We start from the raw sequence: 16,739 nt of genomic DNA, 5'->3' as shown, positions 1-16,739 counted from the left end.
CTGATAGGCGCTCAGGCGGCCGCTCGTCCAGACTCGGCGTCTTTGATCATGATGACATCGGGCGTAGCGACGGCCTGATGCGGAGTTTTGTCCCAGTGATGCGGCTCAAGAAGGAGGCGCACGGCGGCATGACAGAAGGCCATACTGAGCAGGCACCAATATCCCAGCGAAGGCAACAGGTCGTGTATGCCGTACGGAACACCCGCCAACCGGGAGCCTCGCCGTTTCATCAGCCATGCGGCCATGACGCCGGAAATCAGGACGGTGATGCCGATAATGGAGAATGGCGGCAGCCGGCCCGAGGCGAATGATGTCAGCGCAAGGCTCAGGATCCAGGCTGTGCAGATGGCGTGTAGCGCTGCAGAAACCAGACCGGCGACAATGGTCGCGATCAGGCCCGCCCAGCCTCTCCAACGCATTCCGCGAGAAGAACGCGTGTGCACCGCCAGAGTCTGAAGATAGCCCTTCAACCAGCGCGTTCTCTGCGGAAGCCACAAATTCAGCGAACCGGGAGGCGGTTCATAGGTGGGGCGCTGGATCACGCCCAGACGATAGCCTGCACGCCAGATGCGAAATCCAAGATCAGCGTCTTCGGTCACGTTCCATGGGTCCCAACCACCCAGGGATCGCAGGACTGGAACGCGGAAATGGTTGCTGGTCCCCCCGAGCGGGAAGGGCAGACCCAGCCGGGTCATGGCGGGCAGGGTGATTTCAAACAGAGCCGCGTATTCCGCAGCGAACTGACGGTCAAGAAAAGGACTGCGGCTCTTGCCCCGGTTGCGAATCCGCAATGGCGCCTGAACGCAGGCCAAGGTTCCATCGTCGATCATGAAACGTCCGGCGGCCTCACGCAATTGCAGCGGGTCAGGATCGTCTTCGGCGTCATAGATGGTGATCAGATCACCGGTTGCCTGCGTCAGGGCGTAATTCAGGGCGCGTGGCTTTGTCTTTGGTGTTTCATGCGGCGTAACCAGCACCTGAAGCCAGTCGGGCCGGGGGAGTGTCCGGGCTAGGTTGATGGTCGCCTCATCATCGGCTTCCAGGACAAGGAAGCCTTCGATCCGGTCGGCCGGATAGTCGATTTCGGCCAGCCGTTCGATAAGATGGGGCAGGACCTCAGTCTCCTGATAAAGAGCCGCGACAACGGTGTATCGCGGCCATTCTGCGGATTGCCGGGTCGACGGTACAGCCGGTTGGCGCGGCCGCCAGCGCCGACTGGTCCACAACAGAAAGACACGCCAGGTTGCGACACACGCAAACCCTGCCTGCAGACCCAAGGATAAAGCATTCAGGGTGACAGGAAGTCGACTGGCTAATGTTATGACGGCCATAATTGCCGCCAGAAGAATGAGCGTTTGCAAACGCGTCAGGGTTATACGGGCGGACATGAATGGGCAGTTATCGGTGTGCGCCACTGACCTGTCGCCCATGACCTTCCAGTCTCCATTGTAAAACGACGTTATACGTTCGCTTTCTGATTGCAAGCATTTGGCCGCGCGTAGCTTTGCCGCTATCAATGTGGACCTCACAGCGGGATTGTTCTCGTGGAGGTTTGAGTGTCTGCCTTACCTGCCGGTTCCTCGCGTTCGGCCCGAAAGCCCAAGGGCGAAGGGCATGAGCGTCGCGCTGAAATCCTTGCGGCGGCCGAAGCGATTTTCGTCAGGCAGGGCTATGAAGGCGCCACCATCCGTAAGATCGCTGATGAGGTGGGGCTGTCTTCAACCGCCCTGTATATGCACTTCGCGGACAAGAGTGAGATTCTCAATGAGATCTGCCGCAACGCCTTTGACACCTTGGCGGAAGAGCATCAGCTTATCCTCGCTGAAGATGCGCCGCCGCTGATCAGGCTGCGGCGGATCGTCGAGAACTACGTCGCCTTCGGTTTTGCTAATCCGAATGCTTACCGCTTGGCCTATCTGACCCCATCCATCGAGACGCGCCATGGCGCCGAAAGCGTGGCCCAGCAGACCGGCGCCGAACTGTTCCGCGCTTTTGTCTGCGTGGTTGAGGAAGCGGTGGAGAAGGGGGCGCTGAAAGGCGACGCCCGCACCCTTGCGCAGGTCATATGGGCCAGCGCGCACGGTCTGGTTTCGATCGTCATCACCAAGACCTATTTCGAATGGGCGGAGCGCGACCTGTTGGTCCGCACCCACATGGACGTGCTTTTCGCAGGCCTGTCGACGACCTGAATGGAGAGAGCGGGCCGCCGTCGTGGCGACCCGCATTGCCGCCTCAAGGCTGGTAGGGGCGTGGGCCTGCCTGAGGGGGGACGCCGCGCGCCAGATCGGCTGAAGGCGTCAGCGGCGCCGAGCCGCCGTTCAGGCGGGCGCGATAGACCTGCATGTTCTCCATCACCCGCATCATGTAGTTGCGCGTCTCGGTGAAGGGCGCGCACTCGATGAAGTCGATGGGATCGACCTGGGCCTGACGCGGGTCGCCGCAACGGGCGGTCCATTGGGGCGGGCGCGCGGGGCCTGCGTTATACCCGACGGCCGCAAGCAGCGGCGAGCCGCCGAAGTTGTTCATCAGCTCGCCCAGATGATAGCTGCCCAGCGTCATATTGACCTCGGCGTCCCACAACTGATCGGCGCTGAATGAGCGGCCCATGCGGCGCGCCACGCCCTGCGCCGTCGCGGGCAACAGCTGCATCATGCCGCGCGCATCGGCGCCGGAACGGACCAGCGGATCGAAGCTGGATTCCTGACGGGTGATGGCCAGTGCGAACTCGGTCGGCGCCATGCCCGGAACCTGTTGCGGCAGGCGGATCGGATACATGCGTTCAGGCATGACGAAGCCGCGCTGGCTGGCCGCGCGGCCGACCATCATGGAGCCGAACTGGTCCCCATAACCCTGCATCAGGTCGAACAACTGAGACAGGTCGTAGGGCGAGGGCAGGGCGTCATCCAGATGATAGGCGAAGACCCTCATCAGGTTCTTCTCGCCGATCTGGCCCAGTATGCGAGTTGCGCGCACGACCTCATTGCCCTCGAAACGGTTCACGTCTTCGCGCGACGGTTCCGGCTCGCCGGGCAGGGTCAGGGTGGTCATCCCCGCCTTTTCCGCAGCCAACTGGCCATAGAAGGTCTGCCAGTGCTCGGCACCCGCCTGATACCAGCGCTGGGCGTCCTGACGATTGCCCTGCGCCTCGGCCGCGCGGCCCAGCCAGTAGAGGGCGCGGCCCTGTGTGATCGGGGTCGAGGACGCATTGCGCAGCGCCTCGAAATGGCGCGCCGCCGTCGCCGGGTCGTTCAACTTGGTCAGGGCGACCCAGCCGGCGAAGAATTCGGCGTCGACCTTTCGCTCGCCCGAGGGGAAGCCGTGGCCGTTCATGGCCGCATAGGCGGCGCGGGCGTTGCCCTGTTGCAGGGCGTCGAGGAAGTAGTTGCGGCGCTCGCTCCACAGGGTGTTCTGGCCCTCGGCATGAGATGGCGCGGCGGGCAGGGCGGACAGCAGGGCGAAGCCTTCAGACTGGCGTCCGGCCGAACGCAGCAGGCGCACGCGTTCAAGCGCCACGGCCGGGTCGTTGGCCTGGGCGGGCGACAGGCCGCCGACGATGGCGTCTGGGGCATAGGCGGTGCGCAGCGCCATCACGGTGTTGGCGACGGTCTGACGGTCGGCCGGAACCAGGGCGACCATCGCACGCGTCGCCGGGCCGTGCGGGCCAAGCAGCAGCATGTTCAGCCGCGTGACATGATCGTCGCTGTTCAGCCAGCCGCCCCAGCGGGAAAGGATTCGGTCCTGTTGGGCCAGATCAAAGCTCTGGTTACGCCACCAGTCGCGAATCAGCGCCTGCGCTTGGTTACGGCGGCCGGTCTGCTCCATCGCTCCGGCCAGGGCGATGGCGCCCTGCGCCGTGGTCGGCGCAGTACCGTTGAAGAAGGCCAGCACCGCATCGGGCGACTGGCCCGCCATATCCAGTGCGCGCTCGCCCGCCGCCCGGCGCGATTCGCCGCGCGGCCAACTCGCCAGATCGGTCTGCGCCCGCGCCAGATCGCTGTAGGACAACTGCTTGTCAGAGGTATCGACCAGCGCCCACTCGACCAGTTTTCGGGCCGATGAGTCGGAAATCCGCGCCATGATGGATTGCGTGCCCACCACGTCGCGGGCGCGGGCGGCGGCCAGCCCCTGTTGCACCAGCGCAGCGTCCTGACCGCTGATGACCCCGCCTTGAGAGGCAGGGTAGGCGGTTGCGGAATAGGGCACAGGTCCGCTGTTCAGCGCATCCTGTGCGGGTGGAGTCAGAATCGCCAGGGCGGCGGCCACGGTCGTCGCGATCATCAGATAACTGATCCTCATTCATCTCTGGTTGCGGCCAGGCGGCTGGCAACTTACCCTTTGCCGATTAGTGACGGGCGGAAGGTCGCCCATTGTCTCCGCACAGGTATGTTGTTCCCATGACCGCCCCCTTGTTCAAGGGCGTGATCCCCGCCCTGATCACACCTCTTCGTGACGGAAACGTGGACGCGGCCGCTTTCAAACGTCTGCTGGAACGCCAGATCGCCGCCGGGGTTCACGGGGTCGTGCCGATGGGGACGACCGGCGAGAGCGCGACCCTGACGCTGGACGAGCACAAGCGCGTGGTTGAACAGTGCGTTGAGATCGCTGCAGGGCGCATCCGCGTCATCGCCGGGGCCGGTTCGCCGTCGACCGATAAGGCGATTGAAATGGCGCGTTTCGCCAAGACGGTCGGTGCTGACGGGGCGCTGGTCGTCACCCCCTATTACAACCGTCCGTCGCAGGCCGGGATGCAGGCGCATTTCGAGGCCGTGGCCGATGCGGTTCAGCTGCCGATCCTGCTCTACAACGTGCCGGGTCGCACGGGCGTCGATCTGTCGAACGAAACGGTGGCGGCTTTGGCCGCGCACCCGAACATTGTCGGCATCAAGGACGCCACGGGCGACGTGGCGCGGGCCAGCTGGATGCGGGCCAACATCGACGGCGCGTTCGACCTGATCTCGGGTGATGATTCCAGCTATCTGGGCTATGCGGCGCATGGCGGTGTCGGCGTCATCTCGGTAACGACGAATGTCGCGCCAGAGGCCATGGTCGCCCTCTACAAAGCGGTTCAGGCCGGGGATTTCGCCACCGCCCGTTCGTGGCAGGAGCGTCTGATCGGTCTGCACAAGGCGCTGTTCCTCGACAACTCGCCATCGCCCGCCAAATACGCCCTGGCGAAGCTGGGCCTGTGCACCGAGGAAGTGCGCCTGCCGCTGTCGCGGACAGCGGACGCCGTGAAGCCCGCCATCGACAAGTGCCTGGTCGAGGCCGGGGTCGCCTGATGGCTTCGACGGCGCCAAAGCAGAAGACGATCGCCGAGAACCGGCGCGCGCGCTTCGACTACTTCCTTGAGGATCATATCGAGGCCGGGATCCAGTTGCTGGGCACCGAGATCAAGGCGCTGCGCGACGGCCGGGCCAATATCGCCGAAAGCTATGTCTCGCCCGAGGGGCGCGAGATGGTGCTGATCAACGCCGACATCCCGCCCTATAAGATGGCGAACCGCTTCAACCATGAGCCGCGCCGTCACCGAAAGCTGTTGCTGCACCGCAAGCAGATCGACAAGCTGATCGGAGCGGTTCAGCGCGAGGGTCGGACCATCGTTCCGGTGCGCCTCTATCTGAACGAGTCCGGCAAGGCGAAGCTGGAAATCGCGCTGGCCAAGGGCAAGAAACTGCACGACAAACGCGAGACGGCCGCCGAACGCGACTGGCAGCGCGACAAGGCGCGCCTGCTGCGGGACAAGGGCTGATTTGAACCGCGGCGGGCCTGTTTGGTGCGGTTCCGCTTTGCGCGTCGCGCAACGCACGATAAACGAGCCATGATGGGGTGCGTCTTGCGGAGTTCACGGTGAAGATAGCCGAACGCTGGTTCGTCATGGCGGGCGTGGCCCTGCTGGGCGCCATCGCCGTGGCCGGGGTGGTGGTGGCCGTCTATGCCGCCTGGGTCCTGCACGACATGCCCGACGCTTCTGAGCTGGCGGACTATCGCCCGGCGACGGCCACGCGGGTCTATGCCGGGGACGGCACCCTGATCGGCGAATTCTCGGACGAGCGGCGAATCTACGTCACCTATGATCAGGTGCCGCAGACCGTGGTCCACGCCTTCCTGGCGGCCGAGGATCAGAACTTCTTCAACCACGGCGGTATCGACGTGTCCGGCATCGGCCGGGCCATGTTCAAGAACGTCTTCAACGTCATGTCGGGTCGCCGCCTTGAGGGCGGTTCGACCATCACCCAGCAGGTGGCGAAGAACGTTCTGCTGACCAGCGAAACCAGTCTGAACCGCAAGCTCAAGGAAGCGATCCTGTCCAGCCGTCTGGAAGCGACGCTGACCAAGGAGCAGATCCTCGAACTGTATCTGAACGAAATCTACCTGGGCTATCGCTCCTATGGCGTGGCTTCAGCGGCCTATAATTATTTCGGCAAGTCGCTGGACCAGCTGACACCGGATGAAGCCGCCTTTCTCGGCGCGCTGCCCAAGGGGCCGACCAACTATCACCCTAAACGTTATCCCGCCGCTGCTCTGGGCCGCCGTAACTGGGTGCTGGGAGAGATGGCGAGCAATGGCTGGCTCACGGATGAACAGGCCAAGGCCGCCCTGGCGCGACCGCTGAACGCCCGCTCGGCGCCGCGACGGGCCGAATACGCCGACGCCGACTTCTTCGTGGAAGAAGCGCGACGCCGCGCCATCGCCCTGTTCGGTCAGGAAGAGGTCAATCGCGGGGGCTATTACCTGCGCACCACCCTGGACCCGCAGTTGCAGTCGGCGGCGCGCGACGCCCTGATGCGCGGGCTTGAGGACTATGATCGTCGTCACGGCTGGCGCGGCGCCTGGGGCACGACGGATTTCGCCGACGGCTGGCAGGCCGAGGCCCAGAAGCGCACGACCCCGCCCGAGCGCCGCTCGTGGCAGGCTGCGGCTGTCGAGAGCGTCAGCGGCGGAACGGTTCGTATCCGCACGGCGCGCGATGACCAGACTGGGGCGCTGCGCGCAGCCGACGTCTCCTGGTCAAACGCGGGGCGCAGGCCGTTGAAGCCCGGCGACCTGATCTTCGTCGAGCGGCAGAACGGCCAGTTCGCCCTGAAGCAGGTGCCCGCCGTCAACGGCGCCCTTGTCGCCATCGAGCCGCAGTCGGGCCGTGTGCTGGCGATGGTGGGCGGCTATTCCTACGCCCTATCCAGTTTCAACCGCGCGACCCAGGCCCGTCGCCAGCCCGGTTCGGCCTATAAGCCCTTCGTCTATGCAGCGGCGCTGGAAGGCGACTTCACGCCTGCCTCCATCGTGCTGGATGCGCCCATCAGCTTCCCTGGCGGGCCGGGCGGTCGGCCATGGACGCCCCAGAACTACAGCCGTCAGTTCTATGGCCCGCAGAGCCTGCGCCGTGGTCTGGAGCTGTCGCGCAATGTCATGACCGTGCGCCTCGCTCAGGCCGTGGGCATGAAGAACGTCGTCGACCTGTCCAAGAAGATGGGCGTGGTGGACGATATGTCGCCGAACCTGGCCATGTCGCTGGGGGCAGGGGAGACAACGCCCTATCGGATCACCGCCGCCTATGCCGCCTTCGTCAACGGCGGGCGCAAGATCGACCCCTATCTGATCGAACTGGCTCAGGACCGGAACGGCCAGACCATTCACCGCGCCGACCGTCGTCAGTGCCGTGAATGCGGCCGCGGTTTCAGCGGTCAGGAATCGCCGCGCCTGCAGGATCGCGGGACGCAGGTCATCGACCCGATCACCGCCTATCAGATGAGCTCCATGCTGGAAGGCGTGATCCAGCGCGGCACCGGCGCCCGCGCGCGCAGTCTGGGCCGCTGGGTCGGGGGCAAGACCGGCACGACCAATGAATACCGCTCGGCCTGGTTCGTCGGATTCTCCAGCGACATCGTGGTCGGGGTCTTCGTCGGCTTTGACGACAACCGCTCGCTGGGCGGAGGCGAAGCGGGGGCTTCGACCGCCGTGCCGATCTTCATCGACTTTATGGAAGACGCCCTGAAAGAACGCCCGGCGCGACCCTTCGTGAAGCCTAAGAACGCCATCTTCCGCACCGTGAACGGCATTGAGGAAGCCTTCCGCCCGGGGACCGAGCGCCAGATCCGCGAGGAAGCGCCGCGCCCGGCCGCGCCGGAAGGGCCTCAGAACTATTACGATGTCATCCGTCGTGAGCAGGAAGCCAGGTCTCAGGCTCCGGCGCCGGTAGCGCCGCCGCCCGTGGCCCCGCCGCCGCCCAAAAAGCAGCCGGCCGAGGACTTGAGCGACCTCTACTGAGGCTCTAGTTACACCCCCTCTTCGGCGCGCCGGATGTTCTGGCGCGCCCTTTCACCCCTTTATCGCTGGAGATTGCGATGAGACCGGATGTCGAGGCCATGAAGGCCGACATCGAGCAGAGCGTCGCTCTGCTCAGGAGGCGACTTTGACTGGGATGTCGCTCTAAGAAAGCTCGATGAGCTGAATGCGCGGGTCGAGGACCCGACGCTATGGGACAATCCCGAACAGGCCCAGGCCGTCAGCCGCGAACGCTCGCGCCTTGAAGCCCAGGTCAGCGCCGTCAAGGACATGGAGCAGGGTCTCGAAGACGGGATCATGCTGGCCGACATGGCCGATGAAGAGGGCGACGAAGCCACTCTCAACGAAGCGCGTGAACAGCTGAAGTCCATCAAGGACCGCGCCGCGCGCGCCGAGCTGGAAGCCCTGCTGTCCGGCGAGGCCGACGGCAACGACGCCTATCTGGAGGTCAACTCCGGCGCTGGCGGCACCGAGTCGAACGACTGGGCCGGAATGCTGTTGCGGATGTACAGCCGCTGGGCGCGTTCGCATGGCTATGACGTCGAGCTTCAGGAAGAGGAATCCGGCGAACAGGCGGGCATCAAGTCTGCGACCCTGCTGATCTCCGGCCCGAACGCCTATGGCTGGCTTAAGTCGGAATCGGGCGTCCACCGTCTGGTCCGCATCAGCCCCTATGACGCAGCGGCCAAGCGGCATACCTCGTTCGCCTCGGTCGGGGTGTCGCCGGTCGTCGACGACAGCATCGAGATCGACATCAACCCGTCGGACGTGCGCACGGACACCTATCGCGCGTCGGGCGCGGGCGGTCAGCACGTCAATAAGACGGACTCGGCGGTGCGTCTGACCCACATTCCGACCAATACCGTGGTGGCCTGTCAGGCGGGCCGCTCGCAACACCAGAACCGCGATCAGGCGTGGAAGATGCTGCGTGCGCGTCTGTATGAGCTGGAGCTTCAGAAACGTGAGGCTGCGGCCCAGGCCCTGGCCGACGCCAAGACCGATATCGGCTGGGGCCACCAGATCCGCTCCTACGTCCTGCAACCATATCAGATGGTGAAGGATCTGCGCACCGAGGTCGAAACCTCGGATACGCAAGGGGTGCTGGACGGCGATCTGGACGCCTTCATGGGCGCCGCGCTGGCGGCCCGCGTGGGCGAGACGCGCGAGGGCTGATCTCAGTCTTGCGTCATGTAAAAAGGGCGGCCTTTGCGGGCCGCCCTTTCTCTTTGATCCATGACAGGCGCCGATCAGGCAGTCGGCTTGGCCTCGACCTTGGCGTCCGTTTTGGCGGGCTTGTCGGCCGCAGCCGGGGCTTCAAGCATATTGGCGCCCGGCGTATCGCGCTTGGCCTGGGTGCAGCGCCCCTGGAACCAGGCGCCCTGTTCGATGGAAAGCTGTTCCTGAGTGATGTCGCCTTCAACACGCGAGGTGGCGAACAACTTGACCTGTTTGGCGACGATGGCGCCCGAGACGCGGCCGCGCACCTCAAGGATGTCGGCGTGGACCGTGCCTTCCACTGCGCCGCCTTCGCCGATGACCACGCGCACCACGCGGATGTCGCCCTTCAGCGAGCCATCGACCTGAAGCTCGCCTGCGCCGGAGATATTGCCCTCATATTTCACGCCCGCCGACAGGGTCGACAGGCTGGACGAGCGGGCAGCCGCAGGTCGCGCCGGTTCGGGCGGGCGTGCGGGCGTGGCGGCGGGCGCCGGGCTGGGAGCGGGGGCGGCAGGTTCAGGCGGTTTCGGAATGCCCAACCCGCCCGAAGCGTTGCTGTCGAGGGGTTTGTTCTTGTTGAACATCTTTACTCTCCGCGTCACGCCGGGACGACCGGCGTTTGGTCAATGTCAGCCCCTGAGGATACAATCCCTGACAATAGTTAGGGCGGGCTGAGACGCGCAGGTCAAGTCGGGCTTTGCGAACCCCGCTCGCCGATCAGAGCGCTTCGACAGCCGCCAGAACCGCTTCGGCGTGCCCCTTCACCTTGACGTTTCGCCAGACGCGGCGAACCACGCCTTCAGCATCGATCAGGAAGGTGGCGCGCTCAATGCCCATATATTCGCGGCCGTAGAGCTTCTTCAGCACCCACACGCCCCAGGCTTCCGTGACCACTCCGTCCTCGTCTGAGCCAAGCGCCACCTTTAGGTCATGCTTGGCCTTGAAGCGGTCCAGCTTCTTCACCGCATCGCGCGACACGCCGATCACCACGGTGTTGGCGGCCGTAAACCGGGCGATCAGGGCCGAGAAATCCTGTCCTTCGGTCGTGCAGCCGGGCGTGTCGGCTTTGGGATAGAAGTAGAGGACAACGTTCTTGCCCTTCAGTTCCTCCAGCGACACACGCCCGTCGCCGTCTGTCGCCAGATCAAAAGCGGGGGCAGGGGTGTTTTCGGTGATGTCGGTCACAGATCTCACCTTACACCGGCCGCACCAGCACCAGCTTCTTCTTGCCAGCGCCGAGTTTCAGTACGCCGTCGGCGTTCAGATCAGCCTCTTCGATCAGACGGGCGCCGTCGTTGACGACTTCGTCGTTCAGGCGCAGGCCGCCGCCCTGGGCCAGACGGCGAGCCTCGCCGTTGGAGGCGCTGAGACCCGCCTTGGTCGTGATGGCGGCGATCATGGCGCCGATCACCTCGTCACGCGGCAGTTCGACGGTCGGCAGGTCGGCGGACAACTGGCCCTTCTCGAAGGCGGCCTCGGCGGCGGCGCGGGCGGCCTGTGCGGCCTCGACGCCGTGCAGCATGGAGGTGGTGGCGTCGGCCAGCGCCTTCTTGGCGTCGTTGATCTCGGCGCCTTCCAGCGCCTCATAGCGCTCGATCTGATCCAGCGGCAGGTCGGTGAACAGGCGCATGAAACGGCCCACGTCGCCGTCCTCGGTGTTGCGCCAGTACTGCCAGTAGTCGAACGGCGACAGGGCGTCGGCGTTCAGCCACACGGCGCCGCCGACCGTCTTGCCCATCTTCTGGCCCGAGGCGGTGGACAGCAGCGGCGTGGTCAGGCCGAAGGCGGCCTTGTGGTCCACCTTGCGGGTCAGTTCGACGCCGTTGATGATGTTGCCCCACTGGTCCGAACCGCCCATCTGCAACGAACAGCCATAGCGGCGGTTCAGCTCCAGGAAGTCGGTCGCCTGCATCAGCATGTAGTTGAACTCGAGGAAGGTCAGCGGCTGCTCGCGATCCAGGCGCAGCTTGACCGAGTCGAAGCTCAGCATCCGGTTGATAGTGAAATGCGTGCCGTAGTCGCGCAGGAATTGCAGGTAGCCCAGTTGCGACAGCCACTCGTCGTTATCCAGCATGATGGCGTCGGTCGGACCGTCGCCGAAAGTCAGGAACTTCTCGAACACGCCTTTGATTCCGGCGATGTTCTCGGCGATCTTTTCCTCGGTCAGCAGGGGGCGCTGGGTGTCCTTGAACGAGGGGTCGCCGACCTTGGTCGTGCCGCCGCCCATCAGGACGATCGGCTTGTGCCCGGCCTGCTGAAGTCGACGCAGCAGCATGATCTGGATCAGGTGGCCGACGTGCAGGCTGGGCGCCGTCGCATCGAAGCCGATATAGCCCGTGACCACGCCGGACGCCGCCGCCTCATCCAGTTCGACCGGGTGGGTGATCTGGTGAATATAGCCGCGCGCCTTCATCAGGCGCAGGAAGTCCGACTTGAAGGCGGTTTCGGAAACGGTTTGGGTCGTGGGCTCGGTCATGGTCGGGTCCGTAGCATCAGAACCGGCGGCCGTCTTCCGAGGAAAAATGCCGCCGAGGGAAGGGCGGCAAGGATCGCGGCCGCTCTCTAGTAGAGGCCGTAGTAATAGGTGGCGAAAAGGGCCGTTTGCGCGATCATGGGCGCTAGCTACGTCGCGCACGACGTGGCAGTCAAGCCGCCATGACGACCTCCCCGAAAAAGACCCTTCGCGTGCTTGGCTTCATGACCGGCACCTCGCTGGACGCCGTGGACATGGCGGTGATCGAGACGGACGGCCATGACATCCTGTCTTTCGGCCCCGCCGGCGAGATGAAGCTGGACGGTGAAACCCGCGCCATCATTGAGGACGCTATCGACGACGCCTTCGACTGGGAACGCGATGAAGAAGAGCCGGACAGCTTTGAAGACGCGCGCATGGCCGTGGCCGACGCGCATCTGGCGGCGGCGCTCGGCTTCATGGCGGTGAACGGGGTGAAGTCCAGCGCGCTGGATCTGGTCGGCGTCCACGGCCAGACGGTGCTGCATGAAGCGCCTACGCCCGACCTGCCGGGCCGCACGGTGCAGTTGATCGACGCCGTCAGCGTGGCCGAGGGGCTGGGCGCGCCGGTGGCCTTTGATTTCCGTAGCGCCGATGTGGCGGCGGGCGGGCAGGGCGCGCCGCTGGCGCCGGTCTATCACGCGGCGCTGGTCCGCAAGGCGGGCCTGTCAGGGCCGGTCGCCGTGCTGAACCTGGGCGGCGTCGGCAACATCACCCTGATCCGCGCTGACGGCGAACTGGAGGCCTTCGACACCGGCCCGGCCAACGGCATGGTCGATCTGCTGGTTCAGTCGCGCATGAAGAAGCGGATGGACGAGGGCGGCCGTCTGGCGGAGGCGGGAACGGTCGATCAGGCCGTGCTGAATGCCTATCTGGCCCATCCCTATTTCGCGACGAGCGGTCCTAAGTCGCTGGATCGTTTCGACTTCTCGTTGGACCCAGTGGCGCAACTGTCGCTGGAGGACGCTGCGGCGACCCTGACCGCCTTCGCGGCGCAGGCCGTGGCGTTGGGCGTCGCTCGCTGTTCGGAGCAGCCGAAAGAGATCGTCGTCTGCGGCGGCGGTCGCCATAACCCGGTGTTGCTGGCCGCCATCCGTGATCGCGTGGGCGTCCCTGTCTCGACGGCCGAGGACAAGGGCTGGCGCGGCGACTCTATCGAGGCCGAGGCTTTCGCCTTTCTGGCGGCACGCTGCCGTCTGGGCCTGCCGATCAGTTTCCCCGGCACAACGGGAGTCGCAGCGCCGATGACCGGCGGCCGGATAGTAGAACCGGGAGAAGAATAGGCGTGGCGGCTTCATCGCGTTTCTGGGGCGTCGCCAGCGGGCTGGCGGCAGGCGCCCTGTGGGGGCTGGTCTTCCTGGCGCCCAAGGTCGTGCCTGAGGCTTCGCCTCTGTTGCTGACGGCCGGGCGTTACCTCGCCTATGGCCTGATCGCGGCCCTGTTGATCGCGCCGCGCTGGCGAAGAGCGACGGCGGCCCTGACGCGCAAGGCGTGGGGCGCGCTGGTCTGGCTGAGTCTGGCGGGGAATCTCGTCTATTTCGCCTTCCTGGTGGTCGGCGTGCATTACGCGGGCGTCGCGGCCTCGGCCCTGATCGTCGGCATGGTGCCCGTGGTCGTGGCGCTCTGGGGCCTGAAGGACAAGGATTCTCCGCCGCTGTCGCGCGTGGCGCCGCCCATCGTTGTGGCGGCCCTGGCTGTCGGTCTGATCGGCTGGGAATCGCTCAGTCACGGCGGCGGGGCCGCAGCGCAGAGCGGGACCGCAACCCTGATCGGGCTCGGATGCGCTGTTGCGGCCTTGTTGTCGTGGACTGCCTTCGCTGTCGGCAACAGCCGCTGGATGGGGCGGTTGCCCGACATCACCCCGCATGAGTGGTCATTGCTGACTGGCGTGGTCACCGGCGCGTTGGCGCTTGTGTTGGTCATTCCGTCGCTGTTCATGCTGGGTGGGATGACAGACGACGCCTGGGTGCGCCTGATCGGTGTCAGTGCGGGCGTTGCGATCTTCGCCTCGGTCATCGGCAACGCCTTCTGGAACCAGGCCAGCCGCCTGCTGCCGCTGACCATGCTGGGCCAGATGATCGTGTCTGAGACCCTGTTCGCCTTCATCTACGGCTTCATCTGGGAACGGCGCGGTCCGACCGTGATCGAGATCGTGGCCATGATCCTGATGATCGTCAGCGTGATCTGGTGCGTTCGCGCTCACCGTCCTGCGGCCGTAGCTGCGGCTGAAGGCGAGCACTAGGCCCTGCATACAGAAACGGCGCTCCGAATGATCGGAGCGCCGTTTCAGCTCTTCATATCAGACTGTATCAGGCGGGCTTTTCAGCTAGTCGCTTGTCCAGATAGGCGCTGACGCGACGCTCGACGGCGCCGATATGATCCTGCCAGAAGTGGGTCGCGCCTTCTTCCAGTTCATAGTCGATGACGATGCCCTTCTGCGAGCGCAGCTTGGTGACGACGCGCTCGACCTCGGCCGGAGGCACGACCGTGTCGGCCGTTCCGTGCAGGAACAGGCCGGACGCCGGGCAGGGCGCCAGGAAGCTGAAGTCATAGATGTTCGACGGCGGCGACACTGAGATGAAGCCGTCCGTTTCGGGGCGGCGCATCAGCAGTTGCATCCCGATGTAGGCGCCGAACTGATAACCCGCGACCCAGGTCTGGGTGGCGGCGGGATTGTTGGCCTGAAGCCAGTCCAGCGCCGTGGCCGCGTCGGCCAGTTCGCCGATGCCGCTGTCGAACTCGCCCTGCGACTTGCCCACGCCGCGGCTATTGTAGCGCAGGGTGGCGAAGCCTCGCTGAACGAACAGCTGGTGCATCGTCAGTGCGACAGGGTTGTTCATGTGCCCGCCCGCCTTGGGGTGCGGGTGCAGGATCAAGGCGATCGGCGCATCGGGACGCTTGCCGGGAGAATACCGGCCTTCGATGCGGCCAGCGGCGCCGGGCAGGATGACTTCAGGCATGAATGGCGACCCCTACAATCAACAGACGTTTCACTGGCGGATAATACTTGACCACGCAGGTAGGACTTTCTAAGTCCCCCCTTAACGCGACGCGCTCGCCAGCGAGGCCGGGGGTCTTAGCACAGCGGGCCTGAAAAGCGTTAGGTTTTTGAGGTATTGGGATGCGTCTGTCGACCAAGGGACGTTACGCCGTCATGGCGATGGCCGATCTGGCGAAGAACGGATCGGATCGCGCCGTCTCGCTGGCCGAGATCGCGGCGCGTCAGGAAATTTCACTCAGCTATCTGGAACAGCTGTTTGCGCGGCTGCGCAAGGGCGGTCTGGTCAAGAGCGTGCGCGGCCCTGGCGGCGGCTATCGTCTGGCCAGGACGGCGGGCGAGACGGTTGTGGCCGACATCGTTCTGGCGGTTGATGAACCGATCCGCGCTACGCGCTGCGCTGCTCACGGCACGCCTCGCGGCTGCATGACGGGCGGCGCGCGCTGCATCACTCACGACCTGTGGGAAGATCTGGGCGCAGAGATCCATCGCTATCTGGCCGGGGTCAGCCTGTCCGACGTCATTGAAAAACGCACCAGCCGCACGCGCATGGGACAGAAGGATGCGCCGTCATCCATGGAGGCGGCGGCGTGAGCGTCTATCTGGATTACAACGCCTCGGGTCTGGTTCGGCCTGAAGTTCAGGACGTCATGGCCAGGGCCTTGGCCGATAACGGAAATCCCTCGGCGGTTCATGCCGCCGGGCGCCGCGCACGGGCGCGCGTCGAGACCGCTCGCGCCCAGGTGGCCGATCTGGTCGGCGCCGATCCGACGGCGATCGTCTTCTCATCCGGTGGCACCGAGTCCAACGCTCAGGCGATCCACAGCGCGCTGGCCGCCGGTTGCGAACGACTGATCGTTGGCGCGACCGAGCACCCCTGCGTAGCCGAGGCCGCCGCCGTCAGCGGCGTTCCCGTCGAAGTGCTGCCGGTGGATGCGAACGGCGTGGTCGATCTGGACTGGCTGATAGAGGCGCTGGCGCGTCCGGGGCGAGCCGTCGTCGCCATTCATCACGCCAATAACGAAAGCGGCGTGATCCAGCCGATCGCCGAGGCGGCCAAGCTGGTCCATGCGGCGGGCGGCTGGCTGCACGTCGACGCCATACAGTCGGCGGGCAAGGTTCCGGTGACGATGAAGGCGCTGGGCGCCGACAGTCTGACCCTCTCGGCGCACAAGCTGGGCGGGCCGCAGGGCGTGGGCGCTCTGGTGCTGAAGGACGGCGTTTCCGCCATCCGCATCCTGCACGGCGCGGGGCAGGAGCGCGGCCTGCGTGCAGGAACCGAGAACGTGCCCGGCATCGCCGGTTTCGGCGTTGCCGCTGATTGCGCCGCGCGCGATCTGGACGCCGCCATGGCGCACGTCGCCTGGCGTGATGCAGCCGAGGCACGTGTCAAAGCGGCGGGCGCTACAATTATCGGCGGCGCGGTTCCGCGTCTGCCCAACACCCTCTTCATGGCGGTTGAGGGCTGGGACAGCCCGCAGCAGCTGATCACCCTCGATCTGGTCGGGGTCATGGTCTCGGCCGGTTCGGCCTGTTCGTCGGGCAAGGTCAAGCCGTCCAAGGCGATCAGCGCCATGGGCCTGCATCATCTGGCGACCGGCGGCGTGCGCGTCTCCGGCGGCTGGGGCACGACCGAGGCTGACTGGACCCGCTTCGCCGACGCCTGGGTCGCGGCCTGGGACAAGCATAAGGCGCGCTTGCAAGAGCGCGTAAAGGAAGTCGCGTAAC

General features: G+C 65.3%; 15 protein-coding genes. 9 read left to right on the top strand and 6 right to left on the bottom strand.

Annotated features, from left to right (window positions below):
- Positions 1-11: 11 nt before the first annotated feature.
- Positions 12-1,430: a glycosyltransferase gene (locus ACORJG_RS06925; RefSeq protein WP_427792649.1), complete on the bottom strand. Its 1,419-nt coding sequence runs from the start codon at positions 1,428-1,430 to the stop codon at positions 12-14.
- Positions 1,431-1,556: 126 nt separating this feature from the next.
- Between ACORJG_RS06925 and ACORJG_RS06920 the strand changes: the two genes are divergently transcribed.
- Positions 1,557-2,189, top strand: a complete 633-nt coding sequence (locus ACORJG_RS06920) for a TetR/AcrR family transcriptional regulator (protein ID WP_427792648.1) — start codon at positions 1,557-1,559, stop codon at positions 2,187-2,189.
- Positions 2,190-2,232: 43 nt separating this feature from the next.
- Here the strand turns inward: ACORJG_RS06920 and ACORJG_RS06915 are convergent, their stop codons facing one another.
- On the bottom strand, positions 2,233-4,278 hold the full coding sequence (locus ACORJG_RS06915; protein WP_427792646.1) for a transglycosylase SLT domain-containing protein: 2,046 nt from the start codon (positions 4,276-4,278) through the stop codon (positions 2,233-2,235).
- A gap of 116 nt (positions 4,279-4,394) precedes the next feature.
- Between ACORJG_RS06915 and dapA the strand changes: the two genes are divergently transcribed.
- The 4 genes from dapA (at position 4,395) to prfB (ending at position 9,456) form a co-directional block, all read left to right on the top strand.
- Positions 4,395-5,279: a 4-hydroxy-tetrahydrodipicolinate synthase gene (gene dapA, locus ACORJG_RS06910; RefSeq protein WP_427792645.1), complete on the top strand. Its 885-nt coding sequence runs from the start codon at positions 4,395-4,397 to the stop codon at positions 5,277-5,279.
- Positions 5,279-5,749: an SsrA-binding protein SmpB gene (gene smpB, locus ACORJG_RS06905; protein ID WP_346527851.1), complete on the top strand. Its 471-nt coding sequence runs from the start codon at positions 5,279-5,281 to the stop codon at positions 5,747-5,749. Before dapA ends, smpB begins: the two co-directional genes overlap by 1 nt.
- 125 nt (positions 5,750-5,874) lie before the next feature.
- Positions 5,875-8,265, top strand: a complete 2,391-nt coding sequence (locus ACORJG_RS06900; protein WP_427792987.1) for a penicillin-binding protein 1A — start codon at positions 5,875-5,877, stop codon at positions 8,263-8,265.
- 77 nt (positions 8,266-8,342) lie between these two features.
- A protein-coding gene (prfB, locus tag ACORJG_RS06895) for a peptide chain release factor 2 (RefSeq protein ID WP_427792643.1) occupies positions 8,343-9,456 on the top strand; the annotation gives its coding sequence in 2 pieces (ribosomal slippage) (positions 8,343-8,411 and positions 8,413-9,456; 1,113 coding nt in all).
- Positions 9,457-9,530: 74 nt separating this feature from the next.
- Here the strand turns inward: prfB and ACORJG_RS06890 are convergent.
- From ACORJG_RS06890 to tyrS, 3 genes are all read right to left on the bottom strand, one after another.
- Positions 9,531-10,085: a bactofilin family protein gene (locus ACORJG_RS06890; protein WP_427792641.1), complete on the bottom strand. Its 555-nt coding sequence runs from the start codon at positions 10,083-10,085 to the stop codon at positions 9,531-9,533.
- Between the two features lie 133 nt (positions 10,086-10,218).
- A complete protein-coding gene (gene bcp, locus ACORJG_RS06885) occupies positions 10,219-10,686 on the bottom strand; it encodes a thioredoxin-dependent thiol peroxidase (protein WP_427792640.1) in 468 nt (155 codons plus the stop codon).
- A gap of 10 nt (positions 10,687-10,696) precedes the next feature.
- Positions 10,697-11,977 carry a tyrosine--tRNA ligase gene (gene tyrS, locus ACORJG_RS06880; protein WP_427792638.1) on the bottom strand — a complete coding sequence of 427 codons (1,281 nt, stop codon included), beginning with the start codon at positions 11,975-11,977 and terminating at the stop codon, positions 10,697-10,699.
- A gap of 179 nt (positions 11,978-12,156) precedes the next feature.
- Here tyrS and ACORJG_RS06875 point away from each other — a divergent pair, with 179 nt between their 5' ends.
- Complete coding sequence (locus ACORJG_RS06875) at positions 12,157-13,296, top strand: anhydro-N-acetylmuramic acid kinase (RefSeq protein WP_427792636.1); 1,140 nt, start codon at positions 12,157-12,159, stop codon at positions 13,294-13,296.
- 2 nt (positions 13,297-13,298) lie between these two features.
- On the top strand, positions 13,299-14,255 hold the full coding sequence (locus ACORJG_RS06870) for a DMT family transporter (protein ID WP_427792634.1): 957 nt from the start codon (positions 13,299-13,301) through the stop codon (positions 14,253-14,255).
- A gap of 67 nt (positions 14,256-14,322) precedes the next feature.
- Here ACORJG_RS06870 and ACORJG_RS06865 read toward each other — a convergent pair whose 3' ends face one another.
- Positions 14,323-14,973 (bottom strand): alpha/beta hydrolase, encoded by a 651-nt coding sequence (locus ACORJG_RS06865; RefSeq protein ID WP_427792632.1) that lies wholly within the window; start codon positions 14,971-14,973, stop codon positions 14,323-14,325.
- Between the two features lie 161 nt (positions 14,974-15,134).
- Between ACORJG_RS06865 and ACORJG_RS06860 the strand changes: the two genes are divergently transcribed.
- Both ACORJG_RS06860 and ACORJG_RS06855 read left to right on the top strand, forming a co-directional pair.
- On the top strand, positions 15,135-15,605 hold the full coding sequence (locus ACORJG_RS06860) for an Rrf2 family transcriptional regulator (RefSeq protein WP_427792630.1): 471 nt from the start codon (positions 15,135-15,137) through the stop codon (positions 15,603-15,605).
- Entirely contained in the window at positions 15,602-16,738 is a 1,137-nt protein-coding gene (locus ACORJG_RS06855) for a cysteine desulfurase family protein (RefSeq protein ID WP_427792628.1), read from the top strand. Before ACORJG_RS06860 ends, ACORJG_RS06855 begins: the two co-directional genes overlap by 4 nt.
- Position 16,739: the final 1 nt, after the last annotated feature.

Origin of the sequence: Brevundimonas diminuta (assembly GCF_050310045.1) — a bacterium.
GTDB lineage: Bacteria > Pseudomonadota > Alphaproteobacteria > Caulobacterales > Caulobacteraceae > Brevundimonas > Brevundimonas diminuta_F.
The sequence above is the reverse complement of the archived record's forward strand: the minus strand, read 5'-3'. Positions and strand labels throughout refer to the sequence as shown.